Origin of the sequence: Tumebacillus flagellatus, from assembly GCF_000714935.1 — a bacterium.
GTDB lineage: Bacteria > Bacillota > Bacilli > Tumebacillales > Tumebacillaceae > Tumebacillus > Tumebacillus flagellatus.
The window spans coordinates 156,554-179,070 of sequence record NZ_JMIR01000004.1 but is presented as its reverse complement, the minus strand read 5'-3'; the positions used below and the strand labels follow the sequence as shown (position 1 = coordinate 179,070).

The 22,517-nt window shown below is 54.7% G+C and carries 20 protein-coding genes and 1 riboswitch; of the genes, 5 read left to right on the top strand and 15 right to left on the bottom strand.

The features are described from left to right. Positions 1–101: 101 nt before the first annotated feature. From EL26_RS04890 to EL26_RS04880, 3 genes are all read right to left on the bottom strand, one after another. Entirely contained in the window at positions 102–1,250 is a 1,149-nt protein-coding gene (locus EL26_RS04890) for a trans-sulfuration enzyme family protein (protein ID WP_038085099.1), read from the bottom strand. Further along, on the bottom strand, positions 1,243–2,427 hold the full coding sequence (locus EL26_RS04885; RefSeq protein ID WP_152559176.1) for a trans-sulfuration enzyme family protein: 1,185 nt from the start codon (positions 2,425–2,427) through the stop codon (positions 1,243–1,245). Before EL26_RS04885 ends, EL26_RS04890 begins: the two co-directional genes overlap by 8 nt. Before the next feature lie 84 nt (positions 2,428–2,511). Further along, positions 2,512–2,637: riboswitch (SAM riboswitch) on the bottom strand. An 80-nt stretch (positions 2,638–2,717) separates the two neighbouring features. Continuing rightward, positions 2,718–3,377 (bottom strand): nitroreductase family protein, encoded by a 660-nt coding sequence (locus tag EL26_RS04880; protein ID WP_038085097.1) that lies wholly within the window; start codon positions 3,375–3,377, stop codon positions 2,718–2,720. A 106-nt stretch (positions 3,378–3,483) separates the two neighbouring features. Between EL26_RS04880 and EL26_RS04875 the strand changes: the two genes are divergently transcribed. The 3 genes from EL26_RS04875 (at position 3,484) to EL26_RS04865 (ending at position 6,149) form a co-directional block, all read left to right on the top strand. After that, entirely contained in the window at positions 3,484–4,758 is a 1,275-nt protein-coding gene (locus EL26_RS04875) for an MFS transporter (RefSeq protein WP_238546049.1), read from the top strand. A 64-nt stretch (positions 4,759–4,822) separates the two neighbouring features. Continuing rightward, complete coding sequence (gene comA / locus EL26_RS04870; protein ID WP_038085096.1) at positions 4,823–5,626, top strand: phosphosulfolactate synthase; 804 nt, start codon at positions 4,823–4,825, stop codon at positions 5,624–5,626. 61 nt (positions 5,627–5,687) lie between these two features. Then, positions 5,688–6,149, top strand: coding sequence for a DUF441 domain-containing protein (locus EL26_RS04865; protein ID WP_038085095.1), 462 nt, complete (start codon positions 5,688–5,690; stop codon positions 6,147–6,149). A gap of 57 nt (positions 6,150–6,206) precedes the next feature. Here EL26_RS04865 and EL26_RS04860 read toward each other — a convergent pair whose 3' ends face one another. The 6 genes from EL26_RS04860 to EL26_RS04835 all read right to left on the bottom strand — a co-directional run bounded on the left by EL26_RS04860 (position 6,207) and on the right by EL26_RS04835 (position 12,814). Next, the gene (locus EL26_RS04860; protein ID WP_038085093.1) at positions 6,207–6,818 is read right to left on the bottom strand and encodes an adaptor protein MecA; all 612 of its coding nucleotides are present in this window, start codon (positions 6,816–6,818) and stop codon (positions 6,207–6,209) included. Positions 6,819–7,021: 203 nt separating this feature from the next. Further along, a complete protein-coding gene (locus EL26_RS04855; protein ID WP_038085091.1) occupies positions 7,022–7,537 on the bottom strand; it encodes an SMI1/KNR4 family protein in 516 nt (171 codons plus the stop codon). Positions 7,538–7,573: 36 nt separating this feature from the next. Beyond that, positions 7,574–9,166 carry an HNH endonuclease gene (locus tag EL26_RS23460; RefSeq protein ID WP_052036003.1) on the bottom strand — a complete coding sequence of 531 codons (1,593 nt, stop codon included), beginning with the start codon at positions 9,164–9,166 and terminating at the stop codon, positions 7,574–7,576. A 183-nt stretch (positions 9,167–9,349) separates the two neighbouring features. After that, positions 9,350–10,735, bottom strand: a complete 1,386-nt coding sequence (pepV, locus tag EL26_RS04845) for a dipeptidase PepV (protein ID WP_038085089.1) — start codon at positions 10,733–10,735, stop codon at positions 9,350–9,352. Between the two features lie 15 nt (positions 10,736–10,750). Further along, on the bottom strand, positions 10,751–11,737 hold the full coding sequence (locus EL26_RS04840) for a 2-hydroxyacid dehydrogenase (RefSeq protein WP_038085087.1): 987 nt from the start codon (positions 11,735–11,737) through the stop codon (positions 10,751–10,753). A 75-nt stretch (positions 11,738–11,812) separates the two neighbouring features. Continuing rightward, the gene (locus tag EL26_RS04835; RefSeq protein ID WP_038085086.1) at positions 11,813–12,814 is read right to left on the bottom strand and encodes a substrate-binding domain-containing protein; all 1,002 of its coding nucleotides are present in this window, start codon (positions 12,812–12,814) and stop codon (positions 11,813–11,815) included. A 146-nt stretch (positions 12,815–12,960) separates the two neighbouring features. Here EL26_RS04835 and EL26_RS04830 point away from each other — a divergent pair, with 146 nt between their 5' ends. Next, positions 12,961–13,899, top strand: a complete 939-nt coding sequence (locus EL26_RS04830; RefSeq protein WP_038085084.1) for a ketopantoate reductase family protein — start codon at positions 12,961–12,963, stop codon at positions 13,897–13,899. Positions 13,900–13,922: 23 nt separating this feature from the next. Here EL26_RS04830 and EL26_RS04825 read toward each other — a convergent pair whose 3' ends face one another. From EL26_RS04825 to EL26_RS04800, 6 genes are all read right to left on the bottom strand, one after another. Continuing rightward, a complete protein-coding gene (locus EL26_RS04825; RefSeq protein WP_038085082.1) occupies positions 13,923–15,734 on the bottom strand; it encodes an ATP-binding protein in 1,812 nt (603 codons plus the stop codon). Between the two features lie 194 nt (positions 15,735–15,928). Beyond that, positions 15,929–16,516, bottom strand: coding sequence for a GNAT family N-acetyltransferase (locus tag EL26_RS04820; RefSeq protein ID WP_038085081.1), 588 nt, complete (start codon positions 16,514–16,516; stop codon positions 15,929–15,931). A 30-nt stretch (positions 16,517–16,546) separates the two neighbouring features. Continuing rightward, positions 16,547–17,125, bottom strand: coding sequence for a hypothetical protein (locus EL26_RS04815; RefSeq protein ID WP_038085080.1), 579 nt, complete (start codon positions 17,123–17,125; stop codon positions 16,547–16,549). Continuing rightward, positions 17,113–18,831, bottom strand: a complete 1,719-nt coding sequence (locus EL26_RS04810) for an acyl-CoA dehydrogenase family protein (protein ID WP_052036002.1) — start codon at positions 18,829–18,831, stop codon at positions 17,113–17,115. Before EL26_RS04810 ends, EL26_RS04815 begins: the two co-directional genes overlap by 13 nt. A 199-nt stretch (positions 18,832–19,030) precedes the next feature. Further along, positions 19,031–19,432, bottom strand: coding sequence for a DUF3888 domain-containing protein (locus tag EL26_RS04805; RefSeq protein ID WP_038085078.1), 402 nt, complete (start codon positions 19,430–19,432; stop codon positions 19,031–19,033). Positions 19,433–19,471: 39 nt separating this feature from the next. Beyond that, positions 19,472–20,698: a WD40/YVTN/BNR-like repeat-containing protein gene (locus tag EL26_RS04800; RefSeq protein ID WP_038085077.1), complete on the bottom strand. Its 1,227-nt coding sequence runs from the start codon at positions 20,696–20,698 to the stop codon at positions 19,472–19,474. 117 nt (positions 20,699–20,815) lie between these two features. On the opposite strand from EL26_RS04800, the gene EL26_RS04795 reads away from it, so the two are divergent. After that, positions 20,816–22,453 carry a glycoside hydrolase family 13 protein gene (locus EL26_RS04795; RefSeq protein ID WP_038085075.1) on the top strand — a complete coding sequence of 546 codons (1,638 nt, stop codon included), beginning with the start codon at positions 20,816–20,818 and terminating at the stop codon, positions 22,451–22,453. The last annotated feature ends 64 nt before the right edge of the window (positions 22,454–22,517 follow it).

The following is a 22,517-nucleotide window of genomic DNA, read 5'->3' as shown; positions in this document are numbered from 1 at the left end:
AGAAAAAAGCACCCTAAGCATACGGAGTATACAGTAGGATGCTCTATCGGTCATTTTACCTCTTGGAAAATTCTACTTCAAGAAAACTCTTCCAAGCCCTTCTACTTCAAAGCTTGTTCAAGATCGGCGATCAGATCGTCCGGGTCTTCCAGACCGATCGAGAAGCGCAACAGCCCGTCGCCGATGCCGCGCTTGAGGCGCTCATTTGCCGGCATGCCGTTGTGCGACATCATGCGCGGGTAGGAGAGAATCGATTCCACCGCGCCGAGCGAGACGGCGACGAGCGGCAGTTGCACGCGCTCCATCAACTTGCGGGCGCGCGCTTCGTTGCCGAGGTCAAACGAGACCACCGCGCCGAAGCCGTCCGCCTGCGCTTTTTGAATTTCGTGGCCTGCGTGCGTCGGCAGGCCCGGATAGTAGACCTTCTCGATATCGCCGCGCTCGTAGAGGTACTGGGCGATTTTTTCCGCGCCGGCGCACGAGGCGTCCATGCGGACTTTCAACGTCTTCAACCCGCGCTGGAGCAAGAAGCAGTCCTGCGGACCGAGCACGCCGCCGCATGCGTTTTGCAAAAAGTACAAGCGCTTGCCAAGCTCTTCGTCTCTCGTGACGACCACGCCTGCCACGACGTCGGAATGCCCGCCGAGGAACTTGGTCGCGCTGTGCACGACGATGTCGATGCCCAGATCGAGCGGACGCTGGAGGTACGGCGTCATGAACGTGTTGTCGATGATCGAAAGCAGACCGTGTTCCTTGGCGATTTGCGCCGCCCCCGCCAAGTCGATGATCTTCATCGTCGGGTTGGACGGCGTTTCGAGGAACAAGCCCTTGGTGTTCGGGCGGATCGCCGCGCGAATTTCATCCAAGTTTGTGGCATCGACGAACGTCGTCTCGATGCCGAAGCGGTTGATCAACTGGGTCAACGCCCGGAACGTGCCGCCGTAGATGTCGTCGCACGCGACGATGTGATCGCCTTGCGAAAACAGAAACAGCGTCGTCGTGATCGCCGCCATGCCGGAGCCGAACGCGAATCCGCGCGTGCCGTTTTCCAGTTTCGCAACGGCGTCCTCGACCGCGTTTCGCGTCGGGTTGCCGGAGCGTGCGTATTCATACGCCGGCGGGTTCCACGGGTCTTCTTGGTGGAACGTCGAAGCTTGGTAGATCGGAAATGCCGCCGCCCCCGTCACCGGGTCGATTTCATTGCCGGTGTGCAGCACGCGGGTGGCGAATGTGGTGTTTTTTTCAGTCATGACGAGCTTGTGCTCCCTTCGCTCCGATTTCCTTCTCTGCCGCCGCCAACGCCTGCGCCAGATCGTCGATCAAGTCGCTGTGATGCTCGATGCCGACCGAGAGGCGCAGCAGGGAGTTCGTCACGCCGACGGAGACGCGGATCTCTTCCGGGATGTCGAAGTGCGTTTGACGAGCCGGGTACGTGATCAACGATTCGACGCCGCCCAGCGATTCGGCGAACGTGATCAGTTTCAGATGGCGCAAGAGCGGCTCGACGAGCGCTTCGCTTTCCACTTCAAACGACAGCATGCCGCCGTAGCCGCGCGCTTGGCTCAAGTGGATGTCACGGCCCTCATGGCCGAACAGCCCCGGGAAGTAGACGGTGGAGATCGCCGGATGTTCCGCCAGCCACTCGGCGACGAGCAGCGCGTTCTCTTGGTGGCGGTCCATGCGCAGCGCGAGCGTCTTGATCCCTCTCATCAACAGCCAGCAATCTTGCGGGCCGAGGGTCGCGCCGATGGAGTTTTGCAGGAAGTAGATGCGATCCGCCACTTCCGTCTCGCGGGCGACGACCAGACCTGCGAGCACGTCGTTGTGCCCGCCCAAGTATTTTGTCGCACTGTGCACGACGATATCAGCGCCAAGCGTCAGCGGGCGTTGCAGGTACGGCGTCATGAACGTGTTGTCCACAATCGTCAACACGTTGTGACGCTGAGCCACTTCAATAATCGCACTCAAGTCGGTAATCCGCATCGTCGGATTGGTCGGCGTTTCTACGAAAATTCCCTTGGTATTCGGTTGCAGAGCTTGTTCAACCGCTTGCACCTCCCCCGTATCCACAAACGTGGCGGAGATGCCCTGCTTCGGCAGAATTTGCTCGATCAAGCGGTACGTGCCGCCGTACAAGTCATGCGAGACGATCAGATGGTCGCCTTGACCGAACAGTCCGAAGACTCCGGCGATGGCAGCCATACCCGATGCGTACGCGAACCCGCGCACGCCGCCTTCGAGTTCGGCGATCGCGTCTTCAAGCGTCTGTCGGGTCGGGTTTTTGGTGCGGGTATAGTCGAAGCCGGTGGAAACACCGAGCTGCGGATGGCTGTACGTGGTCGACAGGTAGATCGGCGACGAGACCGAACCGGTCTGCGGGTCGCGGCGGTTGCCGATTTGTGCGAACTTGGTTTCAATATGTGTCATCTTGAAGTCCTCCTCAATCATCAAGCAAAAAGGGCCTCTCTCCCAGTGGAGAAAGGCCCTCTAAATAGACATAAGGAGTCCTTTCTCTCATCTCTCAGGATCGTGTGATCCTGCAGGAATTGGCACCGTGCACGCGTCGTACTTGCAAAAATCCGCGTGTCGGTTGCCGGGCTTCATCGGGCCAGTCCCTCCGCCTACTCTGGATAAGAGAGTTTCTTGCTTGTGCAGTTGTCGTTGTTTTGCTACTTCAATACAGTACAGCACTCACAAAATTCTGTCAAGGCATCTGCCTATTTCAACCAAGTTGAAACTTCCTCAACCGGCTTGCGGGTGAGGGTGCGCTCTTGCGCCGGATAGCCCACCGGCACGAGCGCGACGAAATCCATGCCTTCCACAGGCGGCAGAATCGCTTCGATCTCCTGCTTCGCTTGTTGCGGGCCCGCCATCCAGACCGCGCCAAGCCCTTGGGCGTGGAACATCAAAAGCATCTGCATGATGGCTCCGGCGATCGTCTGCAGGCGCGAACTGCCGAGATGGCGGGCATCTTGCATCGCCGCCGCATCGGCGTCTTCGCGTCCGCGCGCCGCCAGCAGTCGGTCGGCAATCGAGCGGTAATCGCCCATGTAGACGGCGATGCAGGCAGGCGCCGTTCGGAAGAAGTCGCTGGACGTCTTCCAGCGCTCCACATGTTCACGAAACGGCTCCGCTTCCGGCCACGAAGCCATCAGCAGGGTTTTCTCTTGGACCGCGTCCGCCATCTTCTGTATGAGCTCTCGGTTCTTCACGACGACGAAATGCCACGGCTGGAAGTTGCCGCCGTTGGGCGCCCACGTCGCGGCGGTCAACGCTTGATGAATCAGTTCGTCCGGCACCTCTTGGTCGGTCCATTTGCGGATCGAGCGACGTGTCGCGATCAATTGCAGCAACTCTTGCGGGTCTACACCGTTCATAGTGTCACTCTCCTTCTGTCCAACAATCTCCTCTCATAGGGTACACCTCTTGTGCCGAAAACTACAAGAGAGAACCATTACAAACGCAGAGGAAGTGAGAACAACCTTGGAATCCACCGGAACAAAGATCCACTTCTTGCCCTTGTTCGCGCTGGCGACCGTTCCGCTGATCATGGTGTTGGGGAACTCGATGTTGATTCCGATCCTGCCGACGATGCAGGATACCATCGGCATCTCCAAAGCGCAATCCTCTCTGGTGATCACGATGTTCTCCGTCCCGGCGGGTGTGATCATCCCGCTCGCAGGTTTTCTCTCCGACCGCTACAACCGGAAAGTGGTGATCGTGCCGGGGCTGATTCTCTACGGCATCGGCGGCGTCATCTGCGGTCTTGCGGCGTGGTTGCTCAGTTCTCCGTATTGGCTGATCATGGTCGGACGCGTTCTGCAAGGCTTGGGCGCTGCCGGCACCGCTCCGATTGCGATGGCGCTGGCGGGCGACCTCTGGAAGGGAGCCGCGCGCGCGAAAGCTCTCGGGCTGATCGAGGCGGCGAACGGCTTAGGCAAAGTGCTCTCCCCCATCTTCGGCGTGTTGCTCGCCATGCTGTTTTGGTACGCCGCGTTCTTCGCGTTCCCGATCATCTGCGTGTTCTCGGCCGCGCTCGTGTATTTTTTTGTGAAAGAACCGAAAAAAACCGGGCCGAAACAAGAAGTCAAAAAGTACCTCTCCACATTGAAAAAAACGTTCAAGAAGCAATACAAATTCCTCCTCACCGCCTATTTCGCCGGTGTGGTGGCGCTGTTCATCCTCTTCGGGTTCCTGTTCTACATCGCGCAAATTCTGGAGGAAGTGTACAAAATCGACGGCCTCATGCGCGGTTTCATCCTCTCCGGGCCGCTCTTGGCGATGGCGGTGACTTCCTACATCACCGGCACCAAGATCAAGAAAAACTACGGCTTGATGAAAACGCTGATCCTCGTCGGTCTCGCGTTGATCTTCTTGCCGCTCGTGATCAACGCGTTCCTGAAAAACCCCTACATCGAGCTCGGCCTCTTGGTCGTCTCCGGCATCGGGACCGGCTTGACGCTGCCGTGTCTGAACACGATGATCACCTCGTCGGTCGAGCAGAACGAGCGCGGGGCGATCACGTCGCTGTACGGCTCGGTACGCTTCTTGGGCGTGGCCGCCGGACCGCCGATCTTCGGGGCGCTGATGGATACGCCGCGCATGATGTACTTGATCATGGCGGGGCTGACATTGCTGTGCTTCATCGTCTGCTGGATGTTCATCAAAGTCAAACAGCAGGACAAGGGCGGCAAAGATCCGTATCAGAAGATCGAATGGGATCGCAAAGCGACGGCTCTGAAAAAAGCGCGGGCGTAACCACACGCCCGCTTTTTTCATAGGCTGAACAGAGCCTGATTCGCGAAAGGAGTCCGTGATACGCATGCAACAAAACCCCCTGAAGCGGGGCTGGGATGACATCCTGCGCGACCCGCTGCCCGGTCGCCTCGCGAAGCCGCGCACCGACAGCGGGCTTACGATGTTGATCGACACGGGGCTGGGTGTGCAAGAAACCGGCGATCTCATCCAGTTGGCCGGAGCCTATATCGATTTCGTCAAGCTTGGATTCGGCACGTCGAAGCTCTATCCGCTTCACGTGTTGCAGCAAAAAATCAACCTGCTCCAAAGCGCCGGCATCGACGTCTACCCCGGCGGCACCTTCTTGGAAGCGTCCATCTTGCAAGGCAAATGGCACGAATTTTTGGATCGCTGTCAGAGCTTGGGCTTTCAAACGGTCGAAGTTTCGGACGGCACGATTTCGTTGCCGGCGGAGCTGCGCCTCGAAATCATCACCACCGCCAAAGCGCAGGGCTTTAAAGTCATCACTGAAGTCGGCAAGAAGGAAAACGACACCCACCTCCCTGTCGCCACCCAATTGCAGATGATCGCCGCCGACTTGGACGCGGGCGCGTTCAAAGTGATCATCGAAGGCCGCGAGTCCGGCAAGGGCGTCGGAATGTTCGATTCGCACGGGCAGCTGCTGCGCGACGAGTTTGACGAATTGGTACGGTCGGTCGGCAACCAGGACCTGCTGATCTGGGAAGCGCCGATTCGCTCGCAGCAGGAAGAACTGATCAAGCTGTTCGGGCCGAACGTCAACTTCGGCAACATCGCGCCGCGCGACATCATCTCGCTGGAAGCGCTGCGGTGCGGCTTGCGCAGCGATACCCTGCGTTTCACTCTCTAGGTCTAATGCCTGTACCTCGTCCATATACATCTGTACGAGAATGCTCATGCAGGAAGGGCGGATGTGTGTGACGGGTGAAATCGTCCTCGTCGTGTTGATCATCATCGGCATCGTCGGGCGCGCCAGCATCTTGGCGACGGCGGCGAGCTTGTTGCTGATCATGAAACTGTTGAGTTTTCAGCGTTTCTTTCCGACGATGGAACGTCGGGGGTTGGAACTGGGGTTGTTGTTTTTGATGATTTCCGTGCTCGTGCCCTTGGTCAACGGCAAGATTCAAACCAAGGACTTGCTCGGCACGTTTCTCACCATCGGCGGCATCTGCGCGTTGGTGGGCGGCATCATCGCCACTTATGTAAATGGTCAAGGTCTGTACATGTTAAAAATGGACCCGGAGCTGATGGTCGGGATGATCCTCGGTTCGGTGATCGGGATCGTCGTGTTCAAGGGCATCCCCGTCGGGCCTTTGATGGCGGCGGCGATCGCGGCGATGCTGATGCGGCTGGTGCAGTTTTTCTTCCGATGAAAAAACTCTTCGTTCACCGAGGTGAGCGAAGAGTTTCTTTTTGTGCACGTATTCAATTTATTGAAGCGGGAAATGATCCGTCAGTGTCTGGACGGCGTTCCCGTTCATGACGCATTTGCCGTATTCTTCGAGCATGGCTTTGGTGGTGGCGGAGAGATCGCCGTACTCGTGGAGGATCGACCAAATCGTGTCGTAGAGGTCCTCCGCGATCTCTTCTTCGTCAAAGAACAAGTGGTAACGGTTCTTGTAATGGTAGAGCGAACCACCCAAACCGTCATGCGCTCGCAACGAGTGAGCCGCCCGAATGGCATCCTCAAAGTCTTGGAACACGAAAATGAAGGCTTCGCTCAGATCGGCGGGAATCGCTTCCAACTCCAGATCTTCTTCCTCATCCAGCAGCGCATCCTCTGTTGCGCCCGCCATCGAGGGCGGCAACTGAGTGACGATGACGACGATCCCTTCGGTCGGCATCGTGAACGCTTCGACAGCCAACGGACCGGCGACTTCAAACCCGACTTCCGAATAGGCGTGCTCCATCATATCCCAGAACAATTCCTGCACTTTGCGCCCGTTCTGCCAGATCTCCTCCCGGTCGATGCCGCGTTCGCTGAGATCTTCGTAGGTGATGTAGATGCGCACTTTGTTTGTGCTGAGTTTTTCTACCTTCATTCTCCTCACTCCTTTGCCGAGAGATGACCTTCCATGGGTGTGTGTATTTACTCATTATTATGCAGGGGACAGGCGTTTCGTTCTGTAAGACAACTTACGAACGAATCGCGCTTCTTAGAACGCAGTCCGCCCTGCTTCCATCATACCATGCAGGGCTGGACGTCAGGTACCAGTGTATGCACAGGGTCGGCGTTGGTATGTTTTTATTCTTCGCCGTCGCCTTCATGCAACATCGAAAGCAGTTCCGAAAAAGAACCGCAGATCGGTCGGATTGCTTCTTCGCGTAAAAATTCGTCGTAGGTAAGCCCTCCGCGGTCTGTTTCCGTGAGGTCCTCGAAATCGTCTCTTGTGAGCGCAAATTCATGATACAGGAAAACCACAACGGGGTCGGACTGCTTTCCGTGAACATAATCAAAACAGATCAGATTGCCCGCTGGATCCAGAGCAAACGGAACCACTCCATCCGGCAGTTCATCTGAGGAAGCCTCGTAGATCCTCTGAACGGACTCAAATTCATTGGTGTCTAAACTAAGCAATCTTCCGAATACTGCGCCTTTATGATTCCCAAAATCGAAAACGTCCGGGAAGGGGTGTCCGCCGTGATTCTGAATTACACATTCCACAAAGTCCTTCGGGAAACGAATTCCCAATTTCACTTCCATGTCCTTCAGCATCTGCAAGGTTACAGGTTGATTTGCGCCTTCCCAGACAATTGACATGCTGTATTCCTCCCGTTAAAAATCGCTGACTCTCGCTTACCTGCAACTCTCTCCCCCACCCCAAATCGCTCTTCCTCCTGTGTGTTTCGTAGGAAAATGAATTTCAGTTGGAACAAGTTGCAGCTTTCCTTCCACTTGATGATGATGCCAAGTATAACCTTCTATTTTTTTCAAACCCTTTTCAATGTCCGATAATTGCTTGTCTGTGAAAAGACTACGATCAAGACTTCCATTTTGGATCGCCACGGATACTTGTTTCGTTGCGTTGGCAAAATGATAGTCGTCATTCTTTAAAAAATCATTTGGATGAATCTTAGCTTCGAATTTTGAGTATGGACCAAAAATCGGGTAGCCGATACAATCAAATTCCACACCTTTATACTCTTTACCCGCATATTTCCCATTGACGAGAGATTTGTTCCTCGTCCCTTCATTCAAGTACTTTTCCGTATTCTCAACGACCCTTGCGAACTCCTCCTTGCTTTCATACCCTTTTACTTCCTCAACTGAAGCAAGGAATTGCTCCACACTGTCATAGCCTTCGGGCACTACTTTTTTGGATGCCTTCTCGATGGATTGTCCGTTTAGGTTCCCGGAGAATCGGACAACACTCTCGTCCGCTTTGTTGAAAAAAGAGAACCCTTGCGCGGCTCTTACATCCGCTCCGCCGGCCGTCGCCAGTCCGTAATTAGGCCCCATGCCGCGAAAGAGTGTGATCTCCCGGTCGCCATTTTTGACTTCGCGATAGAAGCGGGCTCCGTTTTCAAGGACTTGTTTGCCATACTCCCGTGCTTGCTGCAACTTCTGCAAAGCAGGGCCAAACTTCGCCCCAGCCTTCGCCAAGAGTTCGGCACCGCGAATTTCTTCCCCAACGCCGACCACCATCAACACATCGGTCCCAACGTTGAAAATCAACGATCCCGCGGCTTCCAGACGATCTCCCCAAGAACTGTTGGAATCTGTGAGTGTATTCCAAGATTCCACGATCTCCGGGATTCCTAAAAACTCCTCCACACCGTCTAAGAGGAGATTCCCGAACTTTTTCAGGTACTCCTCCGGATGTTCTTCAACGTCTTTCCAAACTGCATCTAATGCGGGGATTACCACATCTTCCGTGTAGACCTCCGCCACATGATACCCTCGTTTGACCACATCCCACAGCGATTGGAAACCCTCCATGAGATCAATCCCCCGAAACGCCGTCGCCGCCGCTTGATCCGCGTACCAGCTCTCGGTTTCAATCTCTCCTGCCAACCAAGCAATTTGCCCGTCCAGATACGCAATTTCCGCATCGTTTGCCGGATTGGCACTCCAATGCAGATGGTTGCGCTGATTCTCAAGTCTTTGCAGGTTCTGTCTTTTTTGCTGAATGGTTTCGACCTTGTACGCCAACGTACTCAAAGTGGAACTGATCTCATCAAAGGTAGTGATGTACTTTTTGTACTCACCCGCCAAAAACTCCGCTTTCGTGACAAAACTGTCAGCCGCTTGCCCTTTCCAACCGGACGCCCCCTGTACGAGTGCATGCGCCTGTGTTTCGATGCGGGAGGATTGCCTTCGAATGTCGTTGGCTGCTCCTGCGAAGCGTTGTGCAAGGAATCGAAGTTGTTGTGGATCTGCTTCCACCATGTAGAACCCTACCTATCATCTAGGAATTACGATCATAAAAATAGTATAACGAACCTATTCTTGGTATTCAATCATGCAATCAAGCTCCGGTTTCTTACTAAATACAACAAAAAAAGGGCCGCGATTGGATTCTGCGGCCCTTCGTAATTTCAGAGGCAAAGTTACAAAACTGCGTGTTTCCTTCTATTTCGCCAGCTCATAAATCGCTTTGGCGTAGATTTTCGTGCAGCGGATCAGATCGTCCACCGCCCAGTTTTCGTCGCGCTGGTGAGCCAGCTCTTCTTGGCCCGGGAACAGCGCCCCGAACGCGACGGCGTTGGGAATCGCTCGTGCGTACGTGCCGCCGCCGATGGTCAGCGGCTCGGCTTTGTCACCGGTTTCTTCCTCGTAGACGCTGAGCAGTTTCTGGACGATTTCCGAGTCCTTCGGCACATAGAGCGGCTCCATGTTCGCGTGCTCGTTCATCGCGACGGTATACCCGTCCGGGCCGAGCTTCTCTTGCATGATCGAGAGCAGACCTTCCGACGTTTGGTCGACCGGGAAGCGGACGTTGAAGGAGAACTTCGCCGCTTTTTCATCGACGTGGACGAGGCCCATGTTGTTGGTCAGCGGGCCGGTCACATCGCAGACCAATTGGATGCCGAGGCGGTCGCCTTCGGTGTCGACTTCCGAAATGAACGTCCAGAGGTCGCGTTCGGCGGTGTCGAGTTCCGCGAGCAGTCGACCCGCTTGGCGGATCGCGTTGACGCCGTGCTGCGGAGCGGCGGCGTGCACAGAAACCCCGGCGACGTGGATTTTGATCGTGTCGTCGCCGACTTCCAGTTCATGCTGGATGTTGTACGACTCGGCGATCTCGCCGATCTGCTTCACGACTTGGTCGATGTCCACGCCCTTGACGTCCAGCACGATCGCGGTGTGATCCGGCACCATGTTGATCCGGTTGCCGCCCGTCACTTCGCGAACGATGACCGTCGCACTCTCTTGGCTTTTGCGATCTCGAATCACGTCGAAGCAGAGGATGCCCTTCTCCGCGTAGATCAGCGGGAAGTCGGCATCAGGCGTAAATCCGCCGAGCGGCTTCGGCTCTTTTTCAAAATAGTGATCCATGCAGCGCCAGTTCGATTCCTCGTCCAACCCGAAGATGACACGGACTTTTTTCGACAGTTTGACGCCCGATTCCTTCACGGCTTGCAGGGCGTGCAGTGCGGCCATCGACGGGCCTTTGTCGTCGATCGCTCCGCGTGCGTACATTTTGCCGTCGTGAATTTCCGCGCCAAACGGCGGGTACGTCCAGCCGGTGCCGACCGGCACGACGTCGAGGTGGCCGAGGACGGCGATGTAGTCGTCTCCCTCGCCGAATTCGATGTGTCCCGCGTAGCCGTCGACGTTTTTGACCGCGAAGCCCATCTCGCGGCCGAGGTTCAAGACGTACTCCAGCGCTTCGGCACAGCCGGGGCCGAACGGTTGATCCGGAGCGCTCGCCGGGCCGCCGACCGAGTTGATGCGCAAGATGCCTTGCGTGTTTTCGATAATCTGGCTGCGATGTTGTTCAATCCACTTTTCAAACATGGTATGTATGCCTCCTTATGAGTAAACCTCTGGGTTGACGAGAGAGTGCGGACGCTGTCCTTGCAACGCGCGTACGAGATTCTCTGCGGCGAGAATCGCCATGTTGTCGCGGGTTTCCCGCGTGGAACTGCCCAAGTGCGGCACGAGGACGACGTTGTCGAGTTCGAGGAATCCCGGATGAACGGACGGCTCGTTTTCAAAAACGTCCAGGCCCGCGCCCGCCAGCTGGCGTTTTTTCAACGCTTCGACGAGAGCTGCTTCGTCGACAATCGCCCCTCGCGCCGTGTTGATCAAGTACGCGGTGGGCTTCATGCGGGAGAGCAAGTCGGCGTTGAAGAGATGGTGCGACTCTTGATTATATGGCAGGTTCAGCGAGATTACGTCCGATGTGCGGACGAGCGTGTCCAGATCGACGTAGTTCAAGCTGTATTCGCGTTCTGTTTCTTCATCTAAACGGCGGCGGTTGTAATACTTCACGTTCATGTCAAACGCGCGCGCCCGTTTCGCCACCGCGAGCCCGATGCGGCCGGCCCCGACGATGCCGATCGTCTTGCCGCCGAGTTCCATGCCGAGCAAGAGGTCCGGAGACCAGCCGACCCACTTTCCTTGGCGAACGTACGCATCTCCTTCCACGATGCGGCGCGTGACGGCCATGAGCAGCGCCCACGCGATGTCGGCGGTGGCGTTCGTCAGCACGCCCGGTGTGTTCGTGACCGGAATGCCGAGTTCGGTGGCGGCTTGAATGTCGATGTTATTGTAGCCGACCGCGTAATTGCTGATCACGCGCAGGTGCGGGACTTTTTCAAGCATCGGGCGGTCGAGGATGTCGATCAGCATCGAGAGCAGGCCGTCGTAATTCGGGAGCAACGCCAGCAGTTCTTCGCGGGTCGGTTGCCGTTCGGAGGAAAAAACGGTCACCTCGCACGCCTCGCGCAAAATCGCGAGGCCCGCTTCCGGGATTTCGCGGGTGACGAGCACGCGGGGTTTGTTGGTTTGGGACACGGGATCACCTCGTCAGGTAGACGAAAGCCCGCATGTCGAGCGTGCGCATGCGGGGCCTCTTCCACGATCAGTTCTCTATCGTTTGGTAGACGTGCGCTCCAAGATGGAATGCGGGAGGCGCACGGTGTATTCTTCGATGGCTTCATCGTTGAGAAGTTTGGTCAAGAGGCGCATCGAGACGGCTCCGAGATCATAAGTCGGCTGGGCGATCGTCGTCAGTTCCGGGCGCACGATGGTCGTGAGGCGCGTGTTTTCGAAACTGAGCAACATCACGTCGTCCGGCGCTTTGCCGCCGCGGTCGCGCACGGCGTTGAGGAAGCCGAGCACGAGTTCGTCGGAGGTGGCAACGACGGCGTCCGCTTTCAAGCCGGAATTGAGGAATTCGTTGGAGACGTCATAGCCTGCTTGGTAGTGCGAATCGCGGGCGTGGATCACGTACGCCGGGTTGAATTCGTGACCGGCGTCGGCGAGGGCTTTTTCATAGCCGGCCAAGCGTTCCATCGTGACGGGCTGCGAAGTCGGACCGCCGAGAAACACGATCTTGTCCACTCCGAGGTTGAGAAAATAACGGGTCGCGTCCGTGCCGGCTTGCTTGTTGTCGATGGCGACGGACGGGATGCGGTGTTCCGGGTCTTCGGTGGCGCAGAGAACGACAGGCAATTGTGCCGATTCGAAAGTTTTTACAATCTTCGGTGTAATTTTTTCAGAGATGAAAATCAACCCGTCGACCTGCTTTTCCCACATGGTGCCGACCAGATCGACTTCACGGTCTTCGCGGGCATCGGAGTTGGTGAGGATGATGTGGTATTGGTACATCGTGGCGATGTCCTCGATGCCGCGGAGGACTTCTGCATGAAACAGGTCGGAAACGTCCGGGAGGATGACGCCGATCGATTTCGTGCGCTTGCTGGCGAGACCGCGCGCTACCGCATTCGGTCGATACCCGAGCTTCTCAATCGCCGCTTGAACTTTGGCTTTGGTCTCTTCCTTCACAACCGCCGTCCCGTTTAAGACACGGGAAACCGTCGCCATCGACACGCCAGCCTCGCGGGCTACATCATAGATCGTTTTGTTCACCGGACACACCTACTTTTCATTGACATTTATCAACTATCATACCACAGGAAGCAAGTGCAAAAAAGCACAAAGTGTGGAGGGTTTGCTGAGGTTTTCCGTTTCTTCTATACTAGAGGAGACAGAATTGTTTGAGGAGGCGGACGAGAATGAAGTTTCTGGTCGTTGGAGCCGGTGCGGTCGGGGGTTATTTTGGCGGGCGTTTGGTGCAGAAGGGCGAAGATGTGACGTTTTTGGTGCGTTCGGGTCGTCGGGCGCAGTTGGAGCAGACCGGGTTGGTGATTGAGAGTCACGCCGGGAATTGGTCGGCGGGTGTGAAGACGCTGGTCGCCGGAGAAGAGGCTGACGCGCCGTTTGATGTGGTGCTGCTTTCGGTGAAGGCGTATCATATGGGGCAGATTGTGGAGGATTTGCGCGGGTATGTGACGGAGCAGACGGTGATTTTGCCGTTATTGAACGGGTACGGGCATTATGAAACACTGTGGCAGGCGTTTGGGAAGGAACGCGTGCTCGGCGGGCTGTGCTTCATTTCGACGACGCTGGATGCGGAAGGTCGGATTGTACATAGCAGCCCTAGGCATGATGTGACGTTCGGCGAATGGGACGGCGGGCGTACGGAGCGGGTGGAGAAGATTTTGGAGCATATGTCGTGTGCGGGTTTTGATGTGATTCTGAGCGAGAACGTGCAGCGGGATGTGTGGCATAAATACATCACGATTGCCGTAATCAGCGGGATCACGACCCTGTTCCGCTCGTCGCTCGGGCCGATTATGGCGGATGCGCACGGGCATGCAACCTGCAAGAAGTTGCTGGCGGAGATTGTGGAGATTACGCGACTCGCCGGCGCCCCCACCAAAGAGGATGTCGAGGAAAAAACGTATCAGATCGTGGTCAATTCCCCCTTCGGGATGAAAGCCTCCATGCTCTACGACATGGAAAAAGGCCTCTCCGTCGAGACGGATCATCTGCATGGCTACCTCCTCTCGCTCGCGGAGAAACACGGGCGAACTGCAACAGAGTTCCCAGTGTTGCAGGCGGTATATGGGGTTCTGCGGGTGTATGAGATCTTTATCTATAGTTCTCGATAAAAAAGCTAACATAAAAAATCATCTCACCTAATGAGTGATCCTTCTCTTCTCTTCCCTTTCAACCTAGGTTTGTACTCATTTACTCTAATTGAAAACGCACCAAAGTCCAAAACCTTCTTATTTAAAACTTCATACTTCACCTCGTCATTCTCAAACCAAACAAAACCATATCCTTGAATACGATCATCATATGGGGTTTTTGGCAACACAACTTTTGTTACCTTCCCATAAACGCTAAGCAACCGCTTTACATCATCTTCCCTTAAATTAAGAGGGACTTTTGAAATGTGGATGGGGTCGTCATTTCCCGTAGAATTATTATCCGGAATATGAACCTTAAATCTCGGAACCTGCTGTTTTGGTATTTTTCGTTGCCTAGATAACTTCATGGCTTCTCCATGAGTTCGGAATTGAATTAGAATCCCCATTTTCCTTAAACCAGTCACTTCGGTATCATATGTATTTCTATCAGTTGTATTCATCGCATCGTAAATATCTTTTTGAGAAAATGGGTTATCATCCATGCCAAGAACAATAATTTTCTTTTGCCAGTTTGTCAACTCATACTCATCAAAGATAGCTAACCATTGCAATTGTCTCGGTGTATAGACTGATTTATGGAACAATGTAACACTGAAACTGTTATTCTCAGACTTCAAGACAGGCTTTTCCAGCTCATGTTCTTCCATGAGATCAAAGATCCGTTTCATCCCTTCGCCTAATTCACGCATAAACTTGTTTTCACGAAGAATGCGAGCAATAAGAGAGTTTCGAGATTCGTGTATACCTGACAACTGTGTTAAACCATCTATTGTTAATGTTGACAACAGGGCACCCGCACTCTTTATTTCCATCCTATCATCGAAAATAAATACATCAATCCCACTTTGAATAGTATAATCTCGATGAGCAATGGCATTTACAAGCGCCTCACGACACGCCCCTTCAGGATAAATATATTTTTGCTCAAACTTAGCGTCCGACCCAAACTCTGTTTTGTAAGCTAGAAACGGACGAAGAGCCTCCCATGAGCGAACTAATAATTCAAATATATTCCCTTGTACAGTCTCATCAGATAAAGCATTATAATTCCCACCGGGTTTTAATTCGGTACCAGCGACTTTTAAAATTCTGAAATTTGACCTAGGATGCCATTTCTGAATGTCTTTTGCAAAAAGTAATAATGCCGCCATACGAAGTTTTATTCCGTTAACTGTATATTCAGCTAACCCTATCTGTTGTAGGTATTTCTCTACACTTATTCCCCGTAAGTAATTATCTGCCATAGATTGCACAAAGAGAATATCAAGATCAGCTATAGTAGCATTATCCACAAACTGTCTGTCATATTCTCTTGATTTAACCTCTTGCCTTTCCACTATTATTCTTCTAAAATTCGCAGGAACTGTAGCTTTGTCTTTTCTTCTAACACAACGCCCATCCGGGAGTTGATAAATATCATCAATCCCTTTTGATACAGAAAAGAATAATATCACTTTACCATCGATAACTAACCTTGTATTATGAACCATTGGTAGTTGGCTATCGGCATGAACATGAGAACTAAATGCATTAAGCATAAATTGAATGTCTTCTTCGTTATGCGGAACGCCTGTTACCGTTCCATCATCTTCTACCCCGATTAATAATTCGCCTCCATCAGCATTAGCAAATGACACTAATGCTTCACCAATATCTTCACAAATCTTTTTGGATAATCTTGGTTTTTTTGATTCAGGTTTACCTTCTAGTGCGGTTTTAAATTCCCTAAAATGACTTTCCCCTAGCTGAATTGTGTTCTTGACGCGCTCCTGCAGAGCCAAAATTTCGGACATTTTCTTCACTCCAATCCAAATTATCATTTACGTTATTCTACAAATAAACAGAAATTCCTTCATTAGATTATTACACTAGTCTCTCTTTGATCAATGCATCGAAAGTATTTCATTCTGAAATAGCCTCATTATCTACTAGGTAATAAAAAATCTAAGTATATTGCCATTTATCAAAAAATAAATTTCCTCATACTTCAAAACACCCAGGTTTTTTTCTCTTTATAGACGGCTTTGATGAAGCCGCCGAATACCTCGTGGCTGTAGGTGAAGCCGCGGTTCAGGTAGAAATTGAGCGCCGCGTCATTGCCGTTGGAGATGTAGATGAAAATCAGATCGACGTCGGCGTGGCTTTCCAGCCAGTCGATGGACATGTTGAACAGCTGGGAGCCGAGCTTCAAGTCTCGGTAGTCGTCGCGGATGTAGAGGTTGTTCAGCAGGCCGATCTTTTGGGGGAATTGCACCCAGTCGGGGTAGAAACCCTGCGCGGTCGACGGGTCCTTCACTGGTGCCCAGTCCGGGATCGCGTTCGTTTCGCCCTCTACCATGTCGATCGTAGAAAAAACATACCCAACCGGCACCCCGTTGTCTTTCACCACCACAACTTGACTCTCCAATGCGCTTTCAAAGCCCTTCTTCATGCGTGTGTCAAAATTCATCGCGTCAAATGCTTCCGGCGCGAGCGTCGCTTGCGATTTTTGGAAGGCCATCAATTCGTTGCACAGGTCACGGCACGCCTCGATGTTGCCGTCTGTGATGACTTCTAAGGTGATGTTGCGTTCCATGGTTTCATCTCCACAATCAGAAATCTGGTATCAGAAATCTTTCTTCATTAATACAGAACCGTCCGAAGCGTAGACGACAGCGTGAACTTGCCACTTGTTGGCAGCGTCCGTCTCAGACACATATAACTGGTTCTTTTGATAGCCGATAAACCCCTTGTTCGTGACGGGGATTTTCATGGAGATCGTGTGTGTCGGGTCTTTCCTGTCAATGAACAGAACCTCGACTTCCTTCACTGGCTTCACGGTGTCCACCACACCCCAAACGACATCCCCAATCCCCTCTTGATAGATCGTCCGCAGCATCATGGCGTCAAATCCCACGTCATATCTCCAGCCGTCTTCTCCACTCCCCGAGTAGAAGTACCGTCCAAGCCACTTGTCATACGTGTTAAAAACATACATCTCTTTCTCTTTGAAGATCACGCCGTTGTGAGCATCTTCCGACATCACAACCGTAACGGGAAACTTCCAAAGTTTGCGGATGGCCCCTTCCAGAGTATCAGAAGAATCCCCATACCACATCTTTCCAATCCCAAACACCAAAAAAACAACGACCATGATCAGCAACGAGCGCGGACTCGTTGCTTTTTTCTGCCCTAAACGCTCCATGTTCCAAACGCCACCAACGCTTCAAACTGCTCGTCGGTCAGCACTTCGCCAGAGAGGATTCCGCGATCCGCATCCTTCGAGAACACCAGCTTCACCCACTGCTCCGCCGCCAACAGTCTTCTGCCGTCGCCCGAATTCAGGAGATCGTACTGGGCTTCCTCCGCCAAGTGGACGGCGGTGTACACGTCGTACATGAAATCCGCCAACTTCTTCGCAAGGGCGGTTTGTTGGCGTTGGTCTTGTTGCAAGACGTGGGAGATCAACTCTTGCGCGCGGGCAACTTCTGCCGAGAGTTGAGGGTGCAGTTTTTTCAAAGCAGGGTGTTCGAGGCTAGCCAGCGTCGCTTGCAAGTCCGCCACGAACGGCGCAGCACCTCCACGATGCAGAGTTTTGAGGACTTCCAGCGCTTGGATGTTCGCCGTCCCCTCCCACACCGGGTTGACGATCGCGTCACGCAGGAGGCGCGGAGTGACGTACTCTTCGATGTAGCCATTCCCGCCGTGAAGTTCAAGCGACTGGCGGGCCGCCGTCACTCCCAAGTCGCTGAGGCGCGTCTTCCCAAGCGAGAGCAAGATCCGCATCAGCAGGTAGTCATCCTGCGTGCCTGTGTTGTACGTATGCACCTGATCAAACTTCGAGATCATCTGTGCCGCCATCGCCCAGCCCGCTTCGATCTCCGTGATCAGGTTCGCGAGCGTCTCCTGCACCATCGGATACCGCGCCACCACATTTCCAAACGCCTCGCGCTGGCTCGTATACACCGCCGCTTCCAAGAAAGCCCTCCGCGCAATCGCCAGCCCGCCAAGCGCCGTGTCCAACCGCGAAACGTTCAACGCTTCCGCCATGTACTTGAACCCGTGATCGAGCGTCCCGATCAGATAACCAACCGCGTTGTTCAGCACCAACTCCCCGCTCGCGACCGCCCGCACGCCGAGTTTGTCTTTCAGGCGGCGGATGCTGATCCCGGGATTGCGCGTGCCGTCCGGCAGGGTGCGCGGCAGGAGGAAGAGCCCGAGGCCGGCGGTGGATTTTTTCTCATTCACCCGCGCCAACGTGATGGAGATCTCCGCGTCGCAGTTGCTCGCAAACCACTTCTCCCCCGTCAGTAAGTAGTGATCGCCCTCCGCAACCGCCACCGTTTTCGTCGCCCCGACGTCGGAGCCGCCTTGGATTTCGGTGAGGAACGTCCCGCCTTGCTCCATCACGTCCGGGTCGATGGAGGCAAGCCGCGTGAGATACGTGCGTTTTTGCTCCTCTGTGCCGAACTTCTCCAGAACAAACGCGACCGATTGCGTCAACGCCACCGGACACGTGAAACCGCACTCCGTCTCCGTCAGCAGATAAAACAAAATCCCGTTTGCCAAAAACGGAACTTTCTCCGGCGCGTTTTCGTCATATCGCAAGCCGACGACTCCCGTGCCGTAACCGTCCCGCACCGTTTGCAGGTAGCCTTCGTTGTACCAGACTTCATTGATTTCTTCGCCCTTCTTATTGTAGCGGATCAAACGCGGCTGGCCTTCGCGGTCGGTGTGCACGGCGCGGCGGTCCATCGGTCCGGCGACGAGTTTGCCTGTCGCTTGGAAGGTCTCTTCTAGATAGGACAACACAGCAGGCGGCAAATAGCGCTTGGCGTAGCGCGTCAAGATCGGATCGTCTGTGTACCAGTTCAAATCATTGGCAGATGAGAGTTTGCCGTAGTTCAACATGAAAAACCCCCTGTTCTATAAGTCGTGAATTCTATGCAAACGGAAACAGACTTTTTCAGCAAAGAAAAAAATGGAAGATGCTACACTTCACATTGTAATTGAATCAGCAGATAATTTCGACTACTATTTCTACAGCTTCACACAAAAAAGAGCCCTGCGCATGTGGGCTCCTTTTTTCAAAAACAAACGGTTGCAAAACTTACGCGTGGTTCCGCGCTTCCACCGGGTACGTCTCATACCCCAGCACTTTTGACGCTCCCGGTTGCACGCGCACTGTGACGATATCCCGCGATTTCGCTTGTTGCGTGGCGTCGTCGAGCATGCGGAGTTGCACGCGAACGGTGTACGTCGCCGGGTCGTGCGCGTCATGCGTGAGATGTAACACCTGCGCGTCGCGGATCGCAAAGCGCGGCGGGTTGGTTTTGTAATGCTCCTGCACCGCTTGATGAAGCGGTGCAGAGAGCGCGGTCAACATCGCGTCTTCCATCAGTTGCTCCCGTGTCTCGCGCGTGACCGCCTGCAGGCCGGTCGCCGGAAAGGCGGCGGTCAGAGTGAGAACGGCGAGCGCGAGAGTTGCGTACGTGGCGAGACGTTTTTTCATGACGGGCTGCACCTCCAATTTTTGGATAGTATGCCCGATTTAGCGCCAAGTATGACCGCCGTCTTCCGTTTTCAAGATGATACTTTCGCCCAACCCGCCCGGTTTCACCAGCAGCGCCCATCCGATCTGATCGCTCACGAAATCCAGCTGCTTGACCCGCTTTTCATTCATCGCCTGCTTCAACGCGCTGTCCTCCGGAACCGGAATCGCCTCCCACGTCGCGCCGCCGTCCTGGGTCGCGTACAGGTCCTCCGCCTGATCCATCACCCAGCCGCGTGTTGCGTCCGCGAAATCATAGACCATGTCGATGCGGAGGCCGTTTTTTTCAATTGCGGGGTCTTTGAGAGAGCGCAATTGGAACGGGCGCGGCGTCGTCGCTTGCCACGTCTGCCCGCTGTCGTGCGTGATCAAGAACGTCACGTTCAACTCCTGGCCGTCGACCGCCGCCATCACGCCGTCCTTGCCGTCGTTGAAAAACTCCGGCGGCTGCGTCGTGATCGTCGCGCTGCGGATCGGCAAGTCCTGCTGTTTCCACGTCTTGCCCCCGTCGTCCGTTCTGTAAAAAAACGGAACCTCCACATCCCGCAAATAGCCTGTCGCAAACCCGTGCTGTGCATCGGCAAACGAGACACCCGACTTGAGCCCCGCATACGGGAACGTGTCGCTGCCGTCGTGTTTGTCGTTCCCCGACACCCGTGTCCAGGTTGCGCCGCCGTCCTCCGTGCGGTTGAGTCCTACGATGTCGTTGCCTGTCGCCCCGCCCATGCGCTCCAACATCCAGCCGTGCTTGGAATCGACGAACTGAATCTCTCCGGCGCTGGGCGCGGAATGCGTGTCCCAATTTTTGAACCCGCTGCGCCCGCCGTCGGCGGTGTGTTGGACGACATACGGGGAAATTCCCGCTTCCACCGCTTCGGAAACCCAGATCTCGTCGGCGCCGTTGTACGCGGTGTGCAGTTTCGCCGGGTCGAGCGGCTTGAGTTCACTGGGGCTCATCGTGTCGGTATAGTTAAAGGTCAGCGCGTTGATCCAATGCCCGCCGCCGTCTTCCGTGCGGAAGACATTGCCTGCGGAGACCGCCCAGCCCGTTTTTTCATTCGCCATGTGGATTTCCAACGCCACAGGAGGTTGCGGAAATCCTTCGATCTGCGCACCGCCGATCTTTTTGTCGACCGAAAATTGGCCCTCGACCGCGGAGCCGCTGGTTCCACAGCCTGTTATCAGTCCCGCCGTTGCCAGAACAGCCAGCCACCCTGCTTTTTTCACCCCGAACCATCTCCTCCCATTCTTACCCATTAGACGCATCGATCCCGCGAAAGGTTGCACTTCCCCCGCCCAACCTTGATAATAAAAAAAGACCCTTATTAAACTGGAGTGTGCCAAATGAAACGAACATGGTGGAAAGAAGCAGTCGTTTATCAAATCTATTGGCGCTCGTTCTTGGACACGAACGGCGACGGTTTCGGCGACTTGCAAGGCGTCATCGCCAAACTCGACTACATCCAATCCCTCGGCGTCGATGTGATCTGGCTGAACCCCTGCTACGAATCGCCCGACCGCGACAACGGATACGACATCTCAGAGTACACCACGATCATGGAAAAAGCAGGCACGATGCAAATCTGGGAAACGCTGCTCCAAGAAGTACATACACGCGGCATGAAACTGATCATGGACCTCGTCGTCAACCACACCTCCGACCAGCACCCGTGGTTCCTCGAATCCCGCTCTTCCAAAGACAACCCCAAGCGTGACTACTACATCTGGCGCGACCCGAAAGCGGACGGCAGCGCGCCGAACAACTGGCGCTCCTACTTTGAGCCGTCGACGTGGACGCTGGACGAAACGACCGGTCAGTATTACTTCCACTCGTTTGCCGTCGAGCAGCCGGATTTGAACTGGGAGAGCCCGGCGTTGCGCGAAGAGATCTACCGCATGATGCGCTGGTGGCTGGACAAGGGGATCGACGGATTCCGCATGGACGCCGTCGCGTTGCTCGCCAAACAGGAGGGCTTCCCGGACGCGGAGCACCCGGAAGACATCTCCTACCTCGCCAACAACCCCGGCGTGCACGAGTACCTGCATGAGATGCACGAGCAAGTGTTGAAGCACTACGACATCCTCACCGTCGGCGAACTCGGGTTTATCAAGCCGGAGGACGGCCCGCTCTACACGGGCGAAGACCGCGGCGAGTTGAACACGCTGTTCCACTTTGAAGTGGCGGACGAGATGCCGTCGTGGGACATGCTGCGCTTCAAGGAAATCCAGACCCGCTGGTACCAAGCGCTCAAAGACAAAGGCTGGAACTCGCAATTCCTCAACAACCACGACCACACCCGCCAAGTCACCCGCTACGGCAACGACCGCGATTTCCGCGTGGAGTCCGCCAAACTGCTTGGCACGCTCGTCCACACGCTGCCCGGCATGCCGTACATCTACCAGGGCGAAGAGATCGGGATGACTGGCGTGCGCTTCTCGTCGATTGAGGACTACGACGACATCGCGATGAAAAACAAGTACCGCGACTTGGTGGCGGCGGGCCGCGACCCGCAGGAAGTATTTGAAAGCCTGCTGCCGCTCTCCCGCGACAACTCCCGCACGCCGATGCAGTGGGACGCGAGCGAGCACGGCGGGTTTACGACGGGCACGCCGTGGATCAAAGTCAACCCGAACCACACGGAGATCAATGTGGAACAAGCCCTCGCCGACCCGAATTCGGTGTTCTACTACTATAAGAAGCTGATTCAACTGCGCAAAGAGAACCCGGTGATGGTGTACGGCGACTACTTCGACCTCTCGGAAGGGCATGAGGAGCTGTACATCTACAAGCGCGAGTTTGAAGGGACGCGCTGGTTGGTGATGCTCAACCACTCCGACCGCGAGAACACGTTCACGCTTCCGGCTGGGTATGACGAGTCCGGCAAGGAGTTGGTGATCGCGAACTATGCGGACGTCACCGGTGAGGAGTCGATTCAAGAAACAACGCTGAGGCCGCATGAGGCGCGGGTCTATCAGATCTAGCCCTTGGGTATTGCCACCAAAAAAACAAAAAAGAGCCTGCTTAGATAGCGGCTCTTTTTTGTTA

Excerpts from the sequence above, each read along its gene's own strand:
- pepV (WP_038085089.1), bottom strand. The coding sequence starts at position 10,735 with ATGTTTGAAAAGTGGATTGAACAACATCGCAGCCAGATTATCGAAAAC.
- comA (WP_038085096.1), top strand. The coding sequence starts at position 4,823 with ATGCAACAAAACCCCCTGAAGCGGGGCTGGGATGACATCCTGCGCGAC.
- EL26_RS04805 (WP_038085078.1), bottom strand. The coding sequence starts at position 19,432 with ATGAAAAAACGTCTCGCCACGTACGCAACTCTCGCGCTCGCCGTTCTC.
- EL26_RS04815 (WP_038085080.1), bottom strand. The coding sequence starts at position 17,125 with ATGGAGCGTTTAGGGCAGAAAAAAGCAACGAGTCCGCGCTCGTTGCTG.
- EL26_RS04860 (WP_038085093.1), bottom strand. The coding sequence starts at position 6,818 with ATGAAGGTAGAAAAACTCAGCACAAACAAAGTGCGCATCTACATCACC.
- EL26_RS04795 (WP_038085075.1), top strand. The coding sequence starts at position 20,816 with ATGAAACGAACATGGTGGAAAGAAGCAGTCGTTTATCAAATCTATTGG.
- EL26_RS04885 (WP_152559176.1), bottom strand. The coding sequence starts at position 2,427 with ATGACACATATTGAAACCAAGTTCGCACAAATCGGCAACCGCCGCGAC.
- EL26_RS04830 (WP_038085084.1), top strand. The coding sequence starts at position 12,961 with ATGAAGTTTCTGGTCGTTGGAGCCGGTGCGGTCGGGGGTTATTTTGGC.
- EL26_RS04825 (WP_038085082.1), bottom strand. The coding sequence starts at position 15,734 with ATGTCCGAAATTTTGGCTCTGCAGGAGCGCGTCAAGAACACAATTCAG.
- EL26_RS04880 (WP_038085097.1), bottom strand. The coding sequence starts at position 3,377 with ATGAACGGTGTAGACCCGCAAGAGTTGCTGCAATTGATCGCGACACGT.
- EL26_RS04865 (WP_038085095.1), top strand. The coding sequence starts at position 5,688 with ATGTGTGTGACGGGTGAAATCGTCCTCGTCGTGTTGATCATCATCGGC.
- EL26_RS04855 (WP_038085091.1), bottom strand. The coding sequence starts at position 7,537 with ATGTCAATTGTCTGGGAAGGCGCAAATCAACCTGTAACCTTGCAGATG.
- EL26_RS23460 (WP_052036003.1), bottom strand. The coding sequence starts at position 9,166 with ATGGTGGAAGCAGATCCACAACAACTTCGATTCCTTGCACAACGCTTC.
- EL26_RS04810 (WP_052036002.1), bottom strand. The coding sequence starts at position 18,831 with ATGTTGAACTACGGCAAACTCTCATCTGCCAATGATTTGAACTGGTAC.
- EL26_RS04820 (WP_038085081.1), bottom strand. The coding sequence starts at position 16,516 with ATGGAACGCAACATCACCTTAGAAGTCATCACAGACGGCAACATCGAG.
- EL26_RS04890 (WP_038085099.1), bottom strand. The coding sequence starts at position 1,250 with ATGACTGAAAAAAACACCACATTCGCCACCCGCGTGCTGCACACCGGC.